Source organism: Streptomyces sp. NPDC045778 (assembly GCF_056431945.1).
On sequence record NZ_JBWKJZ010000011.1, the window covers coordinates 224,556 to 239,589 of the forward strand.

Consider the following 15,034-nt stretch of genomic DNA (forward strand, 5'->3'; position numbering starts at 1 on the left):
GGCCGTACGGATCGCACCTCGGGTTGACCCGGGGGCCCGGACCGGATGCCTACGCTGGGTTACGTGCAGCGCCTCTATGACTTTCTCCGCAGGCACCCGACGGGGGTCGACGCCTTCTGGGCGTTCGTCCTCCTCGGTATCTCCGGGCTGAGCGTGGTGGCCGCCGCCGACGCGCGGACCCAGGACGTGACGCTTCTGGCGCTCCCTGTCGTCCTCGGCCTGTGCCTGGTGGTGGCGCTGCGCCGCCGGTTCACGGAGCACATGCTCGTGCTCGCCGCGGTGATCGGCGTCGCGCAGATGGCGGGCGACGTGGCGCCGAACGCGGCGAACTTCGCGATGCTCGTGATCATCTACACGGCGGCGGCCGACGGCCCCAAGTGGGCCTCGCGGTTCGCCCTCACCGGCGGTCTCGCGGCCGCCCCGCTGTCGCAGATGCGCTGGCCGGAGCCGTCGACCGGGACGTGGGGCAATGTGCTCTACACCGTCTTCATGGTCGTGCCGTTCGCCCTCGCGTGGGTCCTCGGCGACTCGATCCGCACCCGCCGCGCCTACTTCGCGCAGCTGGAGGAGCGCGCCGCCCGCCTGGAGAGGGAGCGCGAGGCACAGGCCAAGGTCGCGGTCGCGGCCGAGCGGGCGCGCATCGCCCGCGAGCTGCACGACGTCGTCGCGCACAACGTGTCGGTGATGGTCGTCCAGGCCGACGGCGCCGCGTACGTCCTGGACGCGGCGCCCGACCAGGCCAAGCAGGCCCTCGCGACGATCTCCGGCACCGGCCGCCAGGCGCTCGCGGAGATGCGCAGGCTCCTGGGCGTGCTGCGCACCGGCGAGCCCGAGGAGAGCGGGGAGTACGTCCCGCAGCCGGACGTCGAGCAGCTCGACGAGCTGATCGAGCAGGTGCGCGGCGCGGGCCTGCCGGTCGACTTCAAGGTCGAGGGCACCCCGCGCCCGCTGCCCAGCGGCGTGGAGCTGACCGCGTACCGCATCGTGCAGGAGGCCCTCACCAACACCCGCAAGCACGGCGGTGAGAACGCCGGGGCCAGCGTCCGGCTCGTCTACTTCGACGACGGCCTCGGGCTGCTCGTCGAGGACGACGGCAAGGGCGCCCCGCACGAGCTGTACGAGGACGGCGGCGCGGACGGCAGCGGCCACGGCCTGATCGGCATGCGCGAGCGCGTCGGCATGGTCGGCGGCACCCTGGACGCGGGCCCGCGGCCGGGGGGCGGATTCCGCATCAGCGCGCTGCTGCCGCTCAAACCCGCACACTGACACCTGTCACCGATGCGTCGGGACCGCGCGGCCGTGGTTGACTCCGCTGGTGGAGTGCCTCTTCGGGCCGCTCCCGACCGCTCTGCCCGACGTTCTTGCCGCTGATCCACCCCGAAGGGACCGTGTGATGTCCATCCGCGTGATGCTCGTCGACGACCAGGTGCTCCTGCGCACCGGATTCCGGATGGTCCTCGCCGCCCAGCCGGACATGGACGTCGTCGCCGAGGCGGGCGACGGCGTGGAGGCCTTGCAGGTGCTGCGGGCCACCGCGGTCGACGTGGTCCTGATGGACGTGCGCATGCCGAAGCTGGACGGCGTGGAGACGACGCGCCGCATCTGCTCCGACCCCAACCCGCCGAAGGTGCTGATCCTGACGACCTTCGACCTCGACGAGTACGCCTTCTCCGGCCTGAAGGCGGGCGCGTCCGGGTTCATGCTCAAGGACGTGCCGCCCGGCGAGCTGCTGGCCGCGATCCGGGCCGTGCACAGCGGTGACGCGGTGGTCGCGCCGTCCACGACGCGGCGCCTGCTCGACCGCTTCGCGCCGATGCTGCCGGGCACGTCGGGACAGCCGCAGCACAAGGGCCTGGAGCGGCTCACCGAGCGCGAGCGCGAGGTCATGGTGCTCGTCGCCCAGGGCCTCTCGAACGGCGAGATCGCGGCGCGCCTGGTGCTGTCCGAGGCGACCGTGAAGACCCACGTGGGCCGCATCCTGACCAAGCTGGGGCTGCGGGACCGGGTGCAGGTCGTGGTGCTCGCGTACGAGACGGGCCTGGTGCGGGCGGGCGGCGGCGGGGGCTGACGCCTCCGCGGCGGGGGCGGCGAGGGCCGGCACCCCGGGGCCCCGGGTGGGCCCTACCGGAGCACGCCCTCGATGAACTCGCTGCCGAGCCGTGAGACCACGCCCAGGTCCAGCTGGTGCTGCACATACCGGCCGCGGCGGCGCGTGGTGATCAGCTCGGCCTTCTTCAGGACGCTCAGGTGCCGGGATATCTCCGGAGCCGTCATGCCGTGGGCGTCCGCCAGCTCACCCGTGGTGTAGGCGCCGCGGGCCAGGTGGCGGCACAGGCGCATCCGCACCGGGTGCGAGAGCGCGGCCATGCGGCGGGTGAGCTGCTCCACGGAGGCGGGCTCGGTCAGGCCGGGGGACCTGATGGGGTAGGTGATCGAGGACTGCCAGCCATAGCGGTGCAGGACCATCACGTGCGGCCAGCCGAGGCTGGTCGGCACCAGGACGAGGCCGCCCTCGGCCGTCCTGGTGTGGCCCGACGCCATCTTGTCGACCGTGATCCGCCGGGCCTCCTCGTCCAGGGTCACCGCCCCGGACATCGCCTTCAGGGCCTCCCCGAGGCCCTTGCGGCGCAGCAGCTCGGTCTTGTGCCGGGCGTCCGCGGCGAGCTGGTGGCTCAGGCGGGCCCAGGTGTCGGAGAAGAACGCCTCGTCGCAGTCCTGCATGAGCTGGCGGAACCAGGCGCGCACGGCGGGCGGGTCGTCCAGGAGCCGCTCGGTGAACGCCACCTGGTGCTCGCCCCGGGCGGCGGCAAGCTCCAGGGCGTGGCGGCGCATCTCCGCATCGTTCAGCGGGTCCGTCACGCGGTTCTGGTCGTAGGCGAGCTGGCAGGTGAACTCCAGGGCGGCGTCCACGAACTGCTCGTCCGTCAGCTTGTCCAGCTGGTCCAGCTCCTCGGCGAGCGTGGCGCCGGGCAGGGCGCGCTTGCCGGGGATGCCCGCGAACGGCGCGAAGACGTCCGAGAACGTCGTGCGCCACAGGAAGTCCGCCTCGCACAGGCGGTCCGCGAGGCTCTGGTCCAGGCGTGCGGTGACGGCCGTCGCCCAGCCCTGCAGCCCCGGGTGGTGGCCGGTCTCGGACAGCGCGTGCAGCGCCATGCCCAGCTCGGCGAGGGGCGAGGGCACGACATGGACCCGCTCCGGCGCCAGGCCGGTGATGTCGATGCTCACGCTCATGGTCCCCATGGTGCACCCGGCCACTGACATCGCCGCCGCCGATTGACGACTGACGTCAATCGAGGAGACCTGGCCCGGGGGCCTGGCGCAGGCTTGAGTCATCGCCGGGGCGCCGATGTCGCCGCCCCGCTCCGCCGGGGCCGTCCTCCTCGGCCCGTTCCCTCCCCGCCTCCCCCTCCTCACTCCTCAAGAAGTTCGTGAAGTCCGCGAACGCCCGATGGGTTCCGACGTCTTCGCGCTGCCCGATAAGTACCCTTTGACATGAAAGGTCGTACGTCATGAGCATCACCCAGCAGTTCCTGCTCGACAGCTACCGCGCCGCCCAGCACGGCACGCCCGCGCCGCCCGCGCCCGGCGTCCACGACTGGCAGGTCGTGCGCGAGGTGCGCGACTACGGCCGCTTCCAGGCCGTGATCCACGAACGCTCCGCGCACGGGCGCCTCAGGGCCGCCCTCCACCGGTTCCTGCACGGCCTCAGGGGAGGCGGCGTACGAAGTCCTCGACCGCTTCCCTGACGTCGTCGGCGGTCCACGCCAGGCCCGGCCCGTTCACGGTGACCTCCGTGACGGACAGGCCGGGCGGGCCGTCCGGGAACCAGCGCCAGAACAGCAGGGTCTTCGTCTCCTCGGCCTGCGCCAGAGCCGCCTCGTTCAGCACATCGGGCGGGTACGGCAGCCACACCTGGAACTGGTGGGTGTGCGGCGGCTCCGGGTGCACGCGCGACCACGGCACCCTGGAGGCCGTCAGCGCCTCGCGCAGCGCGTCGGCGACCACGCGCGCGTGGGCGACGTACTCCGGCAGGCGCGGCAGCACGTTCCGCAGGCCGAGCAGCGCCGAAAGGGCCGTCGGGAACTGCTGGAAACCGAGCCCTCCGTAGCGGTGCCGCCAGGCCCGGGCCTCCTCGACGAGCGTCTCCGGCCCTGCGAGCGCGGCGCCCGCGATGCCCTCCAGGGACTTGTAGAACGACACGTACACGCTGTCCGCGAGTCCGGCGATCTCCTGAAGGGAGCGGCCGAGGTGCGTCGTGCACTCCCACAGCCGGGCGCCGTCGAAGTGGACCACGGCGTCCCGCTCCCGTGCCGCGGCCACCACTTCCTGTAGCTCGTCCCACGTGGGCAGCAGGAAACCGGGCTCCCTGAGGGGCAGTTCGAGCATCAGCGTGCCGAAGGGCTCCTCGAAGTCCCGTACCTCATCGGCGGTGAGCGGGCGCGGGGCGTCCGTGGGGTGCACCGTGCGCAGGCCGCTCACCGTGACCAGGGCACCCCGCTCGTGAACCTCCGGGTGGGAGCGCGGGTGCAGGGCCACCGTCGCGTTGCCGGTGCGGCCCGCCCAGCAGCGCAGCGCCACCTGCTGCGCCATCGTGCCGGTCGGGAAGAACGCGGCCGCCTCCTTGCCGAGCAGCCGCGCGACCTCGTCCTCCAGGTCGGCGACCACGCCGTCGCCGTACATGTCCGTGGGGCCGTCGAGGTCCGTGACGTCCGCCGCGCCCGCGGCGAGGGCGGTGAGGCGCTCACCGAGCCGGACCGTCGTCGGGGGGCGGGCGAGGAGGCGCCGGGCGCCCCGCGCTGCCGCGATGCGCCGGGCCTGCTCGTCGGAGCCGGCGGAGGCGCTGAGGGCGCTGGGGGCGTCGGGTCCGTTCTGGGCTCCCGGCCCGGCCGCCTCGGTGATCTCCTGCGGGGCGGGCGCGTCGTCCCGCGCGTCATCTGCGGTCATCCACAGATCATCCCGCGCGGTCGTACGAATGCCCACAGCCTGTGGACAGCCGACGGCGCCGCGTCGACGGATAGCGTTAGCATGACGAGAAATCGTCCGGTACCCCGAGCGGACTGGAACGGAAGGCGTCATCGCGTGAACGCACCTCACCGGCCGGAGCGGCACTCCGACCTCCGAGCGGGCCAGGGCCCCGACCCCAGGGACCGGCCCGCGCGGCTCACCGTGGGCGTCGTCGGCGCGGGCCGCGTCGGCCCCGCCCTCGCCGCGTCGTTGCAGCTCGCCGGGCACCGCCCGGTGGCCGTCTCGGGCGTGTCCGACAGCTCCGTCAGGCGGGCCGCGACGATGCTCCCGGACGTGCCCGTGGTCTCGCCCGCGCAGGTTCTGGAGCGCGCGGAGCTGGTGCTCCTGACCGTGCCCGACGACGCGCTTCCCGGCCTCGTGGAAGGCCTCGCCGAGACCGGCGCGGTCCGCCCGGGACAGCTCCTGGCACACACCTCCGGGCGGTACGGCACGAAGATCCTCGACCCCGCCCTGCGCGCCGGTGCCCTGCCCCTCGCGCTGCACCCCGCGATGACCTTCACCGGTACCCCCCTGGACGTCCAGCGCCTGGCCGGGTGCTCCTTCGGCGTGACCGCGCCCGACGAGCTGCGGCTCGCCGCCGAGGCCCTGGTCATCGAGATGGGCGGCGAGCCCGAGTGGATCGCCGAGGACGCCCGGCCGCTGTACCACGCGGCGCTCGCGCTCGGCGCCAATCACCTGGTGACCCTGGTCGCCGAGTCCATGGAGCTGCTGCGCGGCGCGGGCGTCGCGGCCCCCGACCGCATGCTCGGCCCGCTGCTCGGCGCGGCCCTGGACAACGCCCTGCGCTCCGGTGACGCCGCCCTGACCGGCCCGGTCGCGCGCGGCGACGCGGGCACCGTCGCCGCGCACGTCGCCGAGCTGCGCAAGCACGCGCCGCAGACCGTGGCCGGGTATCTGGCGATGGCCCGCGCCACCGCCGACCGCGCGCTCGCGCACGGCCTCCTCAAGCCGGAGCTGGCCGAGGACCTGCTCGGCGTGCTCGCGGCCCCCGGGGGAGCGGCGGGCGGCACCGAGGGCTTCCGCGACGGCGGAGCCGACGGACCCGAAGGACCCGACGGGGAAGCGGACGGAGGAGACCGATGAGTGACACGCCGATCCGGCTCCTGCACACCGCAGACGAGCTGCGCGCCCGCGCGCGTACCGGCCGCCGAGCCGTCGTCATGACCATGGGCGCCCTGCACGAGGGCCACGCCACGCTCATCCGTGAGGCGCGGCGCGCGGCGGGCGAGGACGGCGAGGTCGTCGTCACGGTCTTCGTGAACCCGTTGCAGTTCGGCGCGGGCGAGGACCTGGACCGCTATCCGCGCACCCTGGAAGCCGACGTGAAGACCTCCGAGCAGGCGGGCGCCGACGTCGTCCTCGCCCCCTCCGTGGACGAGGTCTACCCCGGCGGCGAGCCCCAGGTCCGCGTCAGCGCGGGCCCCATGGGCACGGTCCTCGAAGGCGCCACGCGCCCCGGGCACTTCGACGGCGTGCTCACCGTCGTCGCCAAGCTGCTGCATCTGACGGCTCCCGACGTGGCCCTGTTCGGCCAGAAGGACGCCCAGCAGCTCGCCCTGATCCGCCGCATGGTGCGGGATCTGAACTTCCCCGTGGAGATCGTCGCCGTACCGACGGTGCGCGAGGAGGACGGCCTCGCCCGCTCCAGCCGCAACCGCTACTTGTCGCAGGCCGAGCGGCACACCGCGCTCGCGCTCTCCCACGCCCTGTTCGCGGGCCGCGACCGGCACGCCGCGCAGGAGGCACTGCGCGCGCGGGCCGCGCTCGCCCCGGCGACACCCGCCCGCGCGGACGCGTTGAACGCCCTGGGGGAGTCCCGCGCCGCAGCCGACGCCCACGCGGTCGCCCAGGCCGCGCCCGCCGGGCCCGAGGCCGTCCTCGCGGCCGCGCGGCAGGTCCTCGACGAGGCGGCGCGCCTTCGCCCCCCGCTCGTCCTGGACTACGCGGCGCTCGTCGACCCCGCGGACTTCCGGCCGGTCACGCACGGCCACCAGGGCGAGGCGGTGCTCGCCGTCGCCGCCAAGGTCGGCACCACCCGCCTCATCGACAACGTCCCGCTGACCTTCGGAGGCCCGGCGTGACCGCACCCGCCAGGGCCGCCAAGACCCCTCGTACGACCGTGATCGGAGCCCTCGCATGAGCGGTACTGGCATACGGCTGCACGCCCCCGCCCCCGGCTGGGCGCTCGACGCCGACGTCGTGGTCGTCGGCTCCGGAGTGGCCGGTCTGACGGCCGCGCTGCGCTGCGCGGCGGCCGGCCTGGAGACCGTCGTCGTCACCAAGGCGCGCCTGGACGACGGCTCCACGCGCTGGGCGCAGGGCGGCATCGCCGCAGCGCTCGGCGAGGGCGACACCCCCGAGCAGCACCTGGACGACACCCTCGTGGCGGGCGCGGGCCTGTGCGACGAGGAGGCGGTGCGCGTCCTCGTCACCGAGGGCCCCGACGCCGTACGACGGCTGATCGCGACCGGAGCCCGGTTCGACGAGTCGGCCGACGGCGGCCTCGCGCTCACCCGCGAGGGCGGCCACCACCGCCGCCGCATCACGCACGCGGGCGGCGACGCGACCGGCGCGGAGATCTCCCGCGCCCTCGTCGAAGCGGTCCGCGAGCGCGGCATACCCACCGTCGAGAACGCTCTGGTCCTGGACCTCCTGACGGACGCCGACGGGCACGCGGCGGGCGTGACCCTGCACGTCATGGGTGAGGGCCAGCACGACGGCGTGGGCGCCGTGCGCGCGCCCGCCGTGGTGCTCGCCACCGGCGGCATGGGCCAGGTCTTCTCGGCGACGACGAACCCGTCCGTGTCCACGGGCGACGGCGTGGCGCTCGCCCTGCGCGCGGGCGCGGAGGTCTCCGACCTGGAGTTCGTGCAGTTCCACCCGACGGTGCTCTTCCTGGGCGCCGACGCCGAGGGCCAGCAGCCGCTGGTCTCCGAGGCCGTGCGCGGCGAGGGCGCCCACCTCGTGGACGCGGACGGCGTGCGCTTCATGGTCGGTGCCCATGAACTCGCCGAGCTGGCCCCGCGCGACATCGTCGCCAAGGGCATCACGCGCCGCATGCTGGAACAGGGCGCCGAGCACATGTACTTGGACGGCCGCCACTTCGGCGCCGACATGTGGGCCACGCGCTTCCCGACGATCCTCGCCGCCTGCCGTGCCCACGGCATCGACCCGGTGACCGAGCCGATCCCGGTGGCCCCCGCCGCGCACTACGCCTCCGGCGGCGTCCGCACCGACCGGCACGGCCGCACCACGGTCGCGGGTCTCTACGCGTGCGGGGAGGTCGCCTGCACGGGCGTGCACGGCGCGAACAGGCTCGCCTCCAACTCCCTCCTGGAGGGCCTGGTCTACGCCGAGCGCATCGCGGCGGACATCGCCGCCCGGCAGGCCGCGGGCACCCTCCACGCGCGCGTGCCCGCGCCGGTGGCGGCCCCCGAGCAGCCCGCGCACCCCCTGCTGCCCCCGGAGGCCCGCTTCGCCATCCAGCGGACCATGACCGAGGGCGCCGGAGTGCTGCGTTCCGCTGCCTCGCTCGCCGAGGCCGCCGAGCGCCTCGCCGAGATCCACGCGGCCGCGGCGGGCGCGCTCGCCGAGGACGGCAAGACCGCGGAGCCGGGCGTCGACGCCTGGGAGACCACCAACCTCCTGTGCGTGGCCCGCGTCCTGGTGGCGGCTGCGCAGTGGCGCGAGGAGACTCGTGGCTGCCACTGGCGCGAGGACCACGGGACCCGCGACGACGAGGCGTGGGGACGCCACATCGTCGTACGCATCAATCCGGATCGCACCCTCGCCACCCGCACCACCGACAACGCCAGGTTCCCCAGCACTCAGGAGCAGTGACCGACGTGAGCACCACCGGCACCCCCGAACTCCCCCTCGCCGACAGCGGCTGCGGCGACGCCTGCGGCTGCGGCGGCGAGGAGGCACCCGACTCCATGGCGTGCGGACTCGACCCGTCGCTCGCCCAGCTCCTGACCGACGCCGGGCTCGACCCCGTCCAGGTCGAGGACATCGCGCACCTCGCGATCGCCGAGGACATGGAGTTCTCGCCGGACGCCGTGGACGTCACGACGGTCGCCACCATCCCCGAAGAGGCCGTCGCCACCGCCGACTTCACGGCCCGCCAGGCGGGCACCGTCGCGGGCCTCAGGGTCGCCGAGGCGATCGTCTCCGTGGTCTGCGCGGACGAGTTCGAGGTGGAGCGGCACGTCGAGGACGGCGAGCGCGTCGAGGCCGGTGACGTCCTGATGAGCATCACCACCCGCACCCGAGACCTGCTCACCGCCGAGCGCAGCGCGCTGAACGTGCTGTGCCGCCTGTCCGGCATCGCGACCGCCACGCGCGCGTGGGCGGACGCCCTGGAGGGCACCGCGGCCAAGGTCCGCGACACCCGCAAGACGACGCCGGGCCTGCGCTCCCTGGAGAAGTACGCGGTCCGCATGGGCGGCGGCGTCAACCACCGCATGTCGCTGGCCGACGCGGCCCTCGTCAAGGACAACCACGTGGTGGCCGCGGGCGGCGTGGCCCAGGCCTTCAAGGCCGTCAGGGACGCCTTCCCGGACGTGGCCGTCGAGGTCGAGGTGGACACCCTCCACCAGCTGCGCGAGGTCGTGGACGCGGGCGCCGACCTGATCCTCCTGGACAACTTCACGCCCGGCGAGACCGAGGAGGCCGTCGCGATCGTCGCCGGCCGCGCGCTCCTGGAGTCCTCCGGCCGCCTCACCCTGGAGAACGCGCGGGCGTACGCGGACACGGGCGTCGACTTCCTCGCGGTGGGCGCCCTCACGCACTCCTCGCCGATCCTGGACATCGGCCTCGACCTGCGGGACGCCGACGAGGCCCCCGCGCGCGGGGCGGAGTAACCCGCCATGCTGCTCACGATCGACGTCGGCAACACCCACACCGTCCTCGGACTCTTCGACGGCGAGGACATCGTCGAGCACTGGCGCATCTCCACCGACGCCCGGCGCACCGCCGACGAACTGGCGGTGCTCCTCAACGGCCTGATGGGCATGCACCCCCTGCTCGGCGAGGAGCTGGGCGACGGCATCGACGGCATCGCGATCTGCTCCACGGTCCCTTCCGTCCTGCACGAGCTGCGCGAGGTCACCCGCCGCTACTACGGCGACGTTCCGGCCGTCCTCGTGGAGCCCGGCATCAAGACCGGCGTCCCGATCCTCATGGACAACCCCAAGGAGGTCGGCGCCGACCGCATCATCAACGCGGTCGCGGCGGTCGAGCTGTACGGAGGACCCGCGATCGTCGTGGACTTCGGTACGGCGACGACGTTCGACGCGGTCTCCGCGCGCGGGGAGTACGCGGGCGGGGTCATCGCGCCCGGCATCGAGATCTCCGTGGAGGCCCTCGGCGTACGCGGCGCGCAGCTGCGCAAGATCGAGCTGGCCCGGCCGCGCAGCGTCATCGGCAAGAACACCGTGGAGGCCATGCAGGCGGGCATCCTGTACGGCTTCGCGGGCCAGGTCGACGGCGTCGTACGGCGGATGGCCCGCGAGCTGGCGGGCCCGCACGGGGAGCCCGGCGACGTCACGGTCATCGCCACGGGTGGGCTCGCGCCCATGGTGCTCGGCGAGGCGTCGGTCATCGACGAGCACGAGCCGTGGCTGACGCTGATCGGCCTCCGCCTGGTCTACGAGCGGAACGTGTCTCGTACTTGACGTCGCGTCAGGCAACCCCGCCCCCTCCGGGGGAGTCTCTCCTGGGAGGGATTCCGGGCGGGTGTGGGGGCTGGTTGCCTGATGGGCGTGGGACGCATGAGACGTAGGGGGCGGTGGGGTGCCACGGTGGCCCTTGCGGTGGCGACGCTGACGGTCGCCGCGCCGGTCGCCGAGGCGCACGTGACGCGCGCGGAGGCCGAGTACACCCCCGCCGGGGCCCCGACCCCCCTCTCCACCGTCGAGCCCTCCGCACCCACCGGCGAGCCCCGCCCGACCGGCCGGATGGCCGAGACCGGCGCGGGCGTACTCCCCTGGCTCGCGATCGGCGGCGCAGCGGCCCTCGGCATAGGAGCAGTCACCTTCGCCACGACCCGCCGCCGCCCGGACTAGACCGGCTCCTGACCACGACGCTCACGGGCGCCGACGCGCCACGTGAACAGGCCGGGGCCCGTGGCTCACGCGGGCGGCGCTTTACGCCGCAGGCGGTGCGTCATGCGAGTGGGGCCGCAGGACGATGGGCCACGTGGACGGGGCCGCACACGGCGGATCGCGAGGCGGTGGGCTCCGTGCGCAGGGACGCGGGACGTGGGGCGGCGGGGCGCGCGGGAGCGGGGGCCGTGCGCGGTGCGGCACGTGGGCGGGGCCGGGCGCGGTGCGGCACGTGGGCCGGGCGCGTCAGGTCAGGTGAGCAGGGGCGTGGGGGCGACGCGGCGCGCAAACGGGTGAGTTAAGACGATTTTGTCCCTTGCGCGCGTATCGTCACCCCATGCCCACGCCATACGGATCCCGGGGCGGCATGGCCTTCGGTGCTCAGGAGCTGCGCGTGCTCCGCCGTGCCCTGGCCCTCGCCCTGCACCCCAGTACCGCTCACGCCCTCGACGATCAGGCCGTGCAGGACTGCGTGCGCCTCGCCGGCGACATCGACGAGACGGTGCGCGAAGGCGCACGGCTGCGCGCCTTCCTGGTGGCCGACCTCGCGCGCTACCGGGCGGCGCTCCCCGGCACCGCCGCCGGATATCTGGAGCTTCTGGAGGACGTGCTCGCCACCGGCTACCGGCCCGCCCCCGACGACCTCGCCGCACTGCGCGCCCTGCGCGGCACCCCGCGCGCGGCCGCCCTGCTCGCGCGCTGCGAGGGCCTCGCCGAGCGGGCCCTGCGCGCCCGCCTCGCGGCGGCGAGCGAAACCCGGGCGGCGGACGCGCTCCCGCCCCGGCCCCTCGTGCCGCCGTCCCGCACCAGGCTCCTCGCCCTGCCCGGCGGCCGCGCCGCCGACGGCGACAAGCCCGCGCCGAAGCCGCCCGCCGAGCCCCCCGCCGCCCCGCAGGAGCGGCCGCGCCCGGTGCCCACTCCCGCCGAGGTGTTCCCGCCCAAGCGCCCGGCGCGGCCCCCCGCCCCGTCGCAGCGGCTCGCGGCGGGCTAGCTACGCTGGGGGCATGGAATACGTCTCCGCGCTCGTGCCCCCCGTAGTGATGGCCGTGTTCTTCATCGGCCTGATCGTGACGATCGTCAAGACCCAGGGCGGCGCCAACAAGGCGAAGGAGGACGCCGCCGCCGACGCGGCGATCGCCCGCGCCGAGTCCGTCCGGCAGTCACCGGAGGCCGGCGGCGCCTGACCGGCGCTCCCGCCCACGGCCCTCAGCGGCGCACGGCCCACCCCTTCCTCGCGGGCCGTGCGCCCCTTTTGTCATGAAGACAGGCGTTATGGGGCGAATACGATGAATACTCTGAATGTCACATAATGCCGCGCCCCTCCCGCCCTACGCGGCTTCAGTGACTTAGGTCACTTCGCCCACTATTGTTCTGCTGTGCCTCGCCCCTTGGGAGAACTCGAAGACGCAGTGATGACGCGGGTGTGGAAGTGGAACCGCCCCGTGACCGTTCGAGAAGTCCTGGAAGACCTTCAGCAGGAACGGTCGATCGCGTACACCACTGTGATGACCGTTCTGGACAATCTCCATCAGAAGGGCTGGGTGCGCCGCGAAGCGGAAGGCCGCGCCTATCGATATGAGGCGGTCTCCACGCGGGCCGCCTACTCGGCCGCACTCATGAACGAGGCCTGGTCGCAGAGCGACAACCCGGCGGCCGCTCTCGTCGCCTTCTTCGGCATGATGTCGCCACAGCAGCGGGAAGCCCTGAGTGACGCGGTCCGCATGGTGGAATCCCATGAAAACCCGGCGAACCCGGCGAGCCCGCAGGACCAGACGAACCCGGCGGCCCCCGCGACCCCGGGGAACCGGACAAACCCTGAGGGCCCCGCGAACCCCGATCGGCCGGGCCCGGTGGCCGAACGATAGCGTCCGCCCATGCCAGCCGAGCCGGACGAACTCCCCGCGGGGCGCGCCGAAGTACCGCCGCACCGCGAGACCGCGCCGAATGCCGTCTCCGTACGCAGGGCACGCACCACGGATGTGCCCGCCGTGCGGTCCCTGCTCGACTCGTACGCCCGCCGGGGTGTCCTGCTCGACAAAGCGACCGTCACGCTTTACGAGGACATCCAGGAGTTCTGGGTCGCGGAACAGGGCGGCGGCAACGGCAAAGCGGGGACGGTGGTCGGCTGCGGGGCCCTGCACGTGATGTGGGAAGACCTGGCCGAAGTCCGTACCCTCGCGGTGAATCCTGAGGTCAAGGGCGCGGGCGTCGGGCATCAGCTGCTCGGTAAGTTGCTGCGGACCGCGCGCCGCCTCGGTGTCCGGCGCGTTTTCTGCCTCACCTTCGAAGTGGACTTCTTCGCCAAGCACGGCTTCGTGGAGATCGGCGAGACGCCCGCGGATACCGTGGACACAGATGTCTACACGGAGCTGCTGCGTTCCTATGACGAGGGCGTCGCCGAGTTCCTGGGCCTCGAACGAGTGAAACCGAACACCTTGGGCAACAGCCGGATGCTTCTGCATCTGTGATCGTGACGGAGCTATTCCGGGCTGTCACATGCCCGGGTGCCCTATGTCCGAAACGCGCATGTTTCCCGGGATCTCGCGGAGCCGGTCTCTCCCAGGGGTTTGTGTTTTTCCAGGAAAAGCGGTTTGCTTTCCGACGTACTGCAGTGCTGCATATAACAGGGGGCGGCGAATCGGCGGCGCAGGCCGCGTGGCCCGGCCCTGAAGTTATCGATGAAAGGAAATCCGGTGGCACAGAAGGTTCAGGTCCTTCTTGTCGATGACCTCGACGGCGGCGAGGCGGACGAGACCGTGACGTTTGCCCTTGACGGCAAGAGCTACGAGATCGATCTCACCACCGCCAACGCAGACAAGCTCCGCGGACTCCTCGAGCCGTACCTCAAGGGCGGCCGGCGCACCGGAGGCCGCGCGAGCGGTCGTGGCAAGGGGCGCGCCCCGGCGGCGAGCCAGAGCCAGGACACCGCGCAGATCCGCGCCTGGGCGAAGGAGAACGGCTTCGAGGTCAACGACCGCGGCCGCGTCCCCGCGTCCATCCGCGAGGCCTACGAGAAGGCCAACGGCTGATTACTCGCACGCCGCAAGCGGGCCCGGTGGCACTGCGTGGCCGCCGTGTCCACGAGCCGTACGAGATCGGAGCCCGTGGCGGAGCCGGAATGGGGGTCGGTTCCGCTGCCGTCCAGAGCCCGTGGCGCCAGGGCGGCCAGCGACGTCAGCGACGGCAGCGCGGCTTCCAGCTCGTGTCCGGGCTCCGGGGGGCGTAGCCACACGGCGGCCCCCCGTGAGCCGGGCAGCCCCGGGGGCGTAGGAGCGTCGATCAGGCCGCCCGAGCCGATCGCCGTGAGGTCCAGGGGGATGCCGCCCCACTCCAGCCAGTCGAGCAGCCCCGGCAGCTCGTCGGCGCTGCCCGCGGCCACCAGGATCCGCATCGTCGCGCCGCGCAGGGCCACGGGAACCTTCGGGCCCAGGTGGCGCAGCGCCGCGAAGCCCGCCTCCGCCGGCAGCTGAAGGACGTCGAAGCGCACCCCTGTGACCAGGCGGAGTGCCTCCCCGGGCCCTGGCCCGGGACGCACCGGCCAGCCCAGGTCCCGCTCGTACCACCGCCGCACCGGATCGTCCCGCAGCGCGCTGTCGCGCCGGGTACGCGGTTCGGCGGGCGACCGGGGGTGCGGAACGCTGGAGAGGGCCATGTCAGGAGCAACCGCCCGAGGCGTACGGGAGTTACGGCGAACGTCACGGACGGTGGCGCACTGGTCGCTCACGGTGGCGAAAGTGGGGGCGTGTCAGAGCCCTCCCCGGCGCAAGGGTGTTCGCCCGTAGCGGAGGGAACCGGTGTGCGCCGCATGGAGTGTCCGTGCATACGGGTAAGACATCCCTAGTGGGGAGGGGCGACACGCGGTGTTCAGGCGTCTCACGTTCGCCAACGGCGTACTGATGGCGAGG

General features: G+C 73.4%; 17 protein-coding genes. 14 read left to right on the plus strand and 3 right to left on the minus strand.

What is annotated here, in order from left to right; genetic code table 11:
• The first annotated feature begins 63 nt into the window (after nucleotides 1-63).
• Entirely contained in the window at nucleotides 64-1,266 is a 1,203-nt protein-coding gene (locus tag AC07GB_RS16855) for a sensor histidine kinase (RefSeq protein WP_478845981.1), read from the plus strand.
• A gap of 127 nt (nucleotides 1,267-1,393) precedes the next feature.
• Complete coding sequence (locus tag AC07GB_RS16860) at nucleotides 1,394-2,068, plus strand: response regulator transcription factor (RefSeq protein WP_478845982.1); 675 nt, start codon at nucleotides 1,394-1,396, stop codon at nucleotides 2,066-2,068.
• Nucleotides 2,069-2,121: 53 nt separating this feature from the next.
• Here AC07GB_RS16860 and AC07GB_RS16865 read toward each other — a convergent pair whose 3' ends face one another.
• Nucleotides 2,122-3,231: a DUF5937 family protein gene (locus tag AC07GB_RS16865; protein ID WP_478845984.1), complete on the minus strand. Its 1,110-nt coding sequence runs from the start codon at nucleotides 3,229-3,231 to the stop codon at nucleotides 2,122-2,124.
• 278 nt (nucleotides 3,232-3,509) lie between these two features.
• Between AC07GB_RS16865 and AC07GB_RS16870 the strand changes: the two genes are divergently transcribed.
• Nucleotides 3,510-3,746 carry a hypothetical protein gene (locus tag AC07GB_RS16870; protein WP_478845986.1) on the plus strand — a complete coding sequence of 79 codons (237 nt, stop codon included), beginning with the start codon at nucleotides 3,510-3,512 and terminating at the stop codon, nucleotides 3,744-3,746.
• Here AC07GB_RS16870 and AC07GB_RS16875 read toward each other — a convergent pair.
• Nucleotides 3,706-4,944, minus strand: coding sequence for a threonine aldolase family protein (locus AC07GB_RS16875; protein WP_478845988.1), 1,239 nt, complete (start codon nucleotides 4,942-4,944; stop codon nucleotides 3,706-3,708). The genes AC07GB_RS16870 and AC07GB_RS16875 overlap by 41 nt on opposite strands.
• A gap of 81 nt (nucleotides 4,945-5,025) precedes the next feature.
• Here AC07GB_RS16875 and AC07GB_RS16880 point away from each other — a divergent pair, with 81 nt between their 5' ends.
• The 11 genes from AC07GB_RS16880 to AC07GB_RS16930 all read left to right on the plus strand — a co-directional run bounded on the left by AC07GB_RS16880 (nucleotide 5,026) and on the right by AC07GB_RS16930 (nucleotide 14,158).
• Nucleotides 5,026-6,108 carry a Rossmann-like and DUF2520 domain-containing protein gene (locus tag AC07GB_RS16880; protein WP_478845990.1) on the plus strand — a complete coding sequence of 361 codons (1,083 nt, stop codon included), beginning with the start codon at nucleotides 5,026-5,028 and terminating at the stop codon, nucleotides 6,106-6,108.
• Entirely contained in the window at nucleotides 6,105-7,106 is a 1,002-nt protein-coding gene (gene panC / locus AC07GB_RS16885; protein ID WP_478845992.1) for a pantoate--beta-alanine ligase, read from the plus strand. The genes AC07GB_RS16880 and panC overlap by 4 nt, the downstream gene beginning before the upstream one ends.
• 55 nt (nucleotides 7,107-7,161) lie before the next feature.
• Complete coding sequence (locus AC07GB_RS16890) at nucleotides 7,162-8,865, plus strand: L-aspartate oxidase (protein WP_478845994.1); 1,704 nt, start codon at nucleotides 7,162-7,164, stop codon at nucleotides 8,863-8,865.
• Nucleotides 8,862-9,887 carry a carboxylating nicotinate-nucleotide diphosphorylase gene (gene nadC, locus AC07GB_RS16895; RefSeq protein WP_478845996.1) on the plus strand — a complete coding sequence of 342 codons (1,026 nt, stop codon included), beginning with the start codon at nucleotides 8,862-8,864 and terminating at the stop codon, nucleotides 9,885-9,887. The genes AC07GB_RS16890 and nadC overlap by 4 nt, the downstream gene beginning before the upstream one ends.
• A 6-nt stretch (nucleotides 9,888-9,893) precedes the next feature.
• Nucleotides 9,894-10,700 (plus strand): type III pantothenate kinase, encoded by an 807-nt coding sequence (locus tag AC07GB_RS16900; protein ID WP_138961121.1) that lies wholly within the window; start codon nucleotides 9,894-9,896, stop codon nucleotides 10,698-10,700.
• A 138-nt stretch (nucleotides 10,701-10,838) separates the two neighbouring features.
• Nucleotides 10,839-11,090 carry a hypothetical protein gene (locus AC07GB_RS16905; protein WP_478845998.1) on the plus strand — a complete coding sequence of 84 codons (252 nt, stop codon included), beginning with the start codon at nucleotides 10,839-10,841 and terminating at the stop codon, nucleotides 11,088-11,090.
• 376 nt (nucleotides 11,091-11,466) lie between these two features.
• Entirely contained in the window at nucleotides 11,467-12,120 is a 654-nt protein-coding gene (locus AC07GB_RS16910; protein ID WP_478846000.1) for a hypothetical protein, read from the plus strand.
• A gap of 13 nt (nucleotides 12,121-12,133) precedes the next feature.
• Nucleotides 12,134-12,313 (plus strand): hypothetical protein, encoded by a 180-nt coding sequence (locus tag AC07GB_RS16915; RefSeq protein WP_478846002.1) that lies wholly within the window; start codon nucleotides 12,134-12,136, stop codon nucleotides 12,311-12,313.
• 192 nt (nucleotides 12,314-12,505) lie between these two features.
• Complete coding sequence (locus tag AC07GB_RS16920; RefSeq protein ID WP_478846004.1) at nucleotides 12,506-12,994, plus strand: BlaI/MecI/CopY family transcriptional regulator; 489 nt, start codon at nucleotides 12,506-12,508, stop codon at nucleotides 12,992-12,994.
• 9 nt (nucleotides 12,995-13,003) lie between these two features.
• Nucleotides 13,004-13,597 carry an amino-acid N-acetyltransferase gene (locus AC07GB_RS16925; RefSeq protein ID WP_478846006.1) on the plus strand — a complete coding sequence of 198 codons (594 nt, stop codon included), beginning with the start codon at nucleotides 13,004-13,006 and terminating at the stop codon, nucleotides 13,595-13,597.
• Between the two features lie 225 nt (nucleotides 13,598-13,822).
• Entirely contained in the window at nucleotides 13,823-14,158 is a 336-nt protein-coding gene (locus AC07GB_RS16930) for a histone-like nucleoid-structuring protein Lsr2 (RefSeq protein ID WP_030679881.1), read from the plus strand.
• On the opposite strand, the gene AC07GB_RS16935 is transcribed toward AC07GB_RS16930, so the two are convergent.
• A complete protein-coding gene (locus AC07GB_RS16935) occupies nucleotides 14,137-14,781 on the minus strand; it encodes an SCO3374 family protein (protein WP_478846008.1) in 645 nt (214 codons plus the stop codon). The two genes, AC07GB_RS16930 and AC07GB_RS16935, sit on opposite strands and share 22 nt — an antisense overlap.
• Nucleotides 14,782-15,034: the final 253 nt, after the last annotated feature.

Coding starts and splice junctions, on each gene's coding strand:
- AC07GB_RS16890 (WP_478845994.1), top strand. CDS start 7,162: ATGAGCGGTACTGGCATACGGCTGCACGCCCCCGCCCCCGGCTGGGCG.
- AC07GB_RS16860 (WP_478845982.1), top strand. CDS start 1,394: ATGTCCATCCGCGTGATGCTCGTCGACGACCAGGTGCTCCTGCGCACC.
- AC07GB_RS16875 (WP_478845988.1), bottom strand. CDS start 4,944: ATGACCGCAGATGACGCGCGGGACGACGCGCCCGCCCCGCAGGAGATC.
- AC07GB_RS16925 (WP_478846006.1), top strand. CDS start 13,004: ATGCCAGCCGAGCCGGACGAACTCCCCGCGGGGCGCGCCGAAGTACCG.
- AC07GB_RS16935 (WP_478846008.1), bottom strand. CDS start 14,781: ATGGCCCTCTCCAGCGTTCCGCACCCCCGGTCGCCCGCCGAACCGCGT.
- panC (WP_478845992.1), top strand. CDS start 6,105: ATGAGTGACACGCCGATCCGGCTCCTGCACACCGCAGACGAGCTGCGC.
- AC07GB_RS16865 (WP_478845984.1), bottom strand. CDS start 3,231: ATGAGCGTGAGCATCGACATCACCGGCCTGGCGCCGGAGCGGGTCCAT.
- AC07GB_RS16915 (WP_478846002.1), top strand. CDS start 12,134: ATGGAATACGTCTCCGCGCTCGTGCCCCCCGTAGTGATGGCCGTGTTC.
- AC07GB_RS16910 (WP_478846000.1), top strand. CDS start 11,467: ATGCCCACGCCATACGGATCCCGGGGCGGCATGGCCTTCGGTGCTCAG.
- AC07GB_RS16900 (WP_138961121.1), top strand. CDS start 9,894: ATGCTGCTCACGATCGACGTCGGCAACACCCACACCGTCCTCGGACTC.
- AC07GB_RS16880 (WP_478845990.1), top strand. CDS start 5,026: ATGACGAGAAATCGTCCGGTACCCCGAGCGGACTGGAACGGAAGGCGT.
- AC07GB_RS16870 (WP_478845986.1), top strand. CDS start 3,510: ATGAGCATCACCCAGCAGTTCCTGCTCGACAGCTACCGCGCCGCCCAG.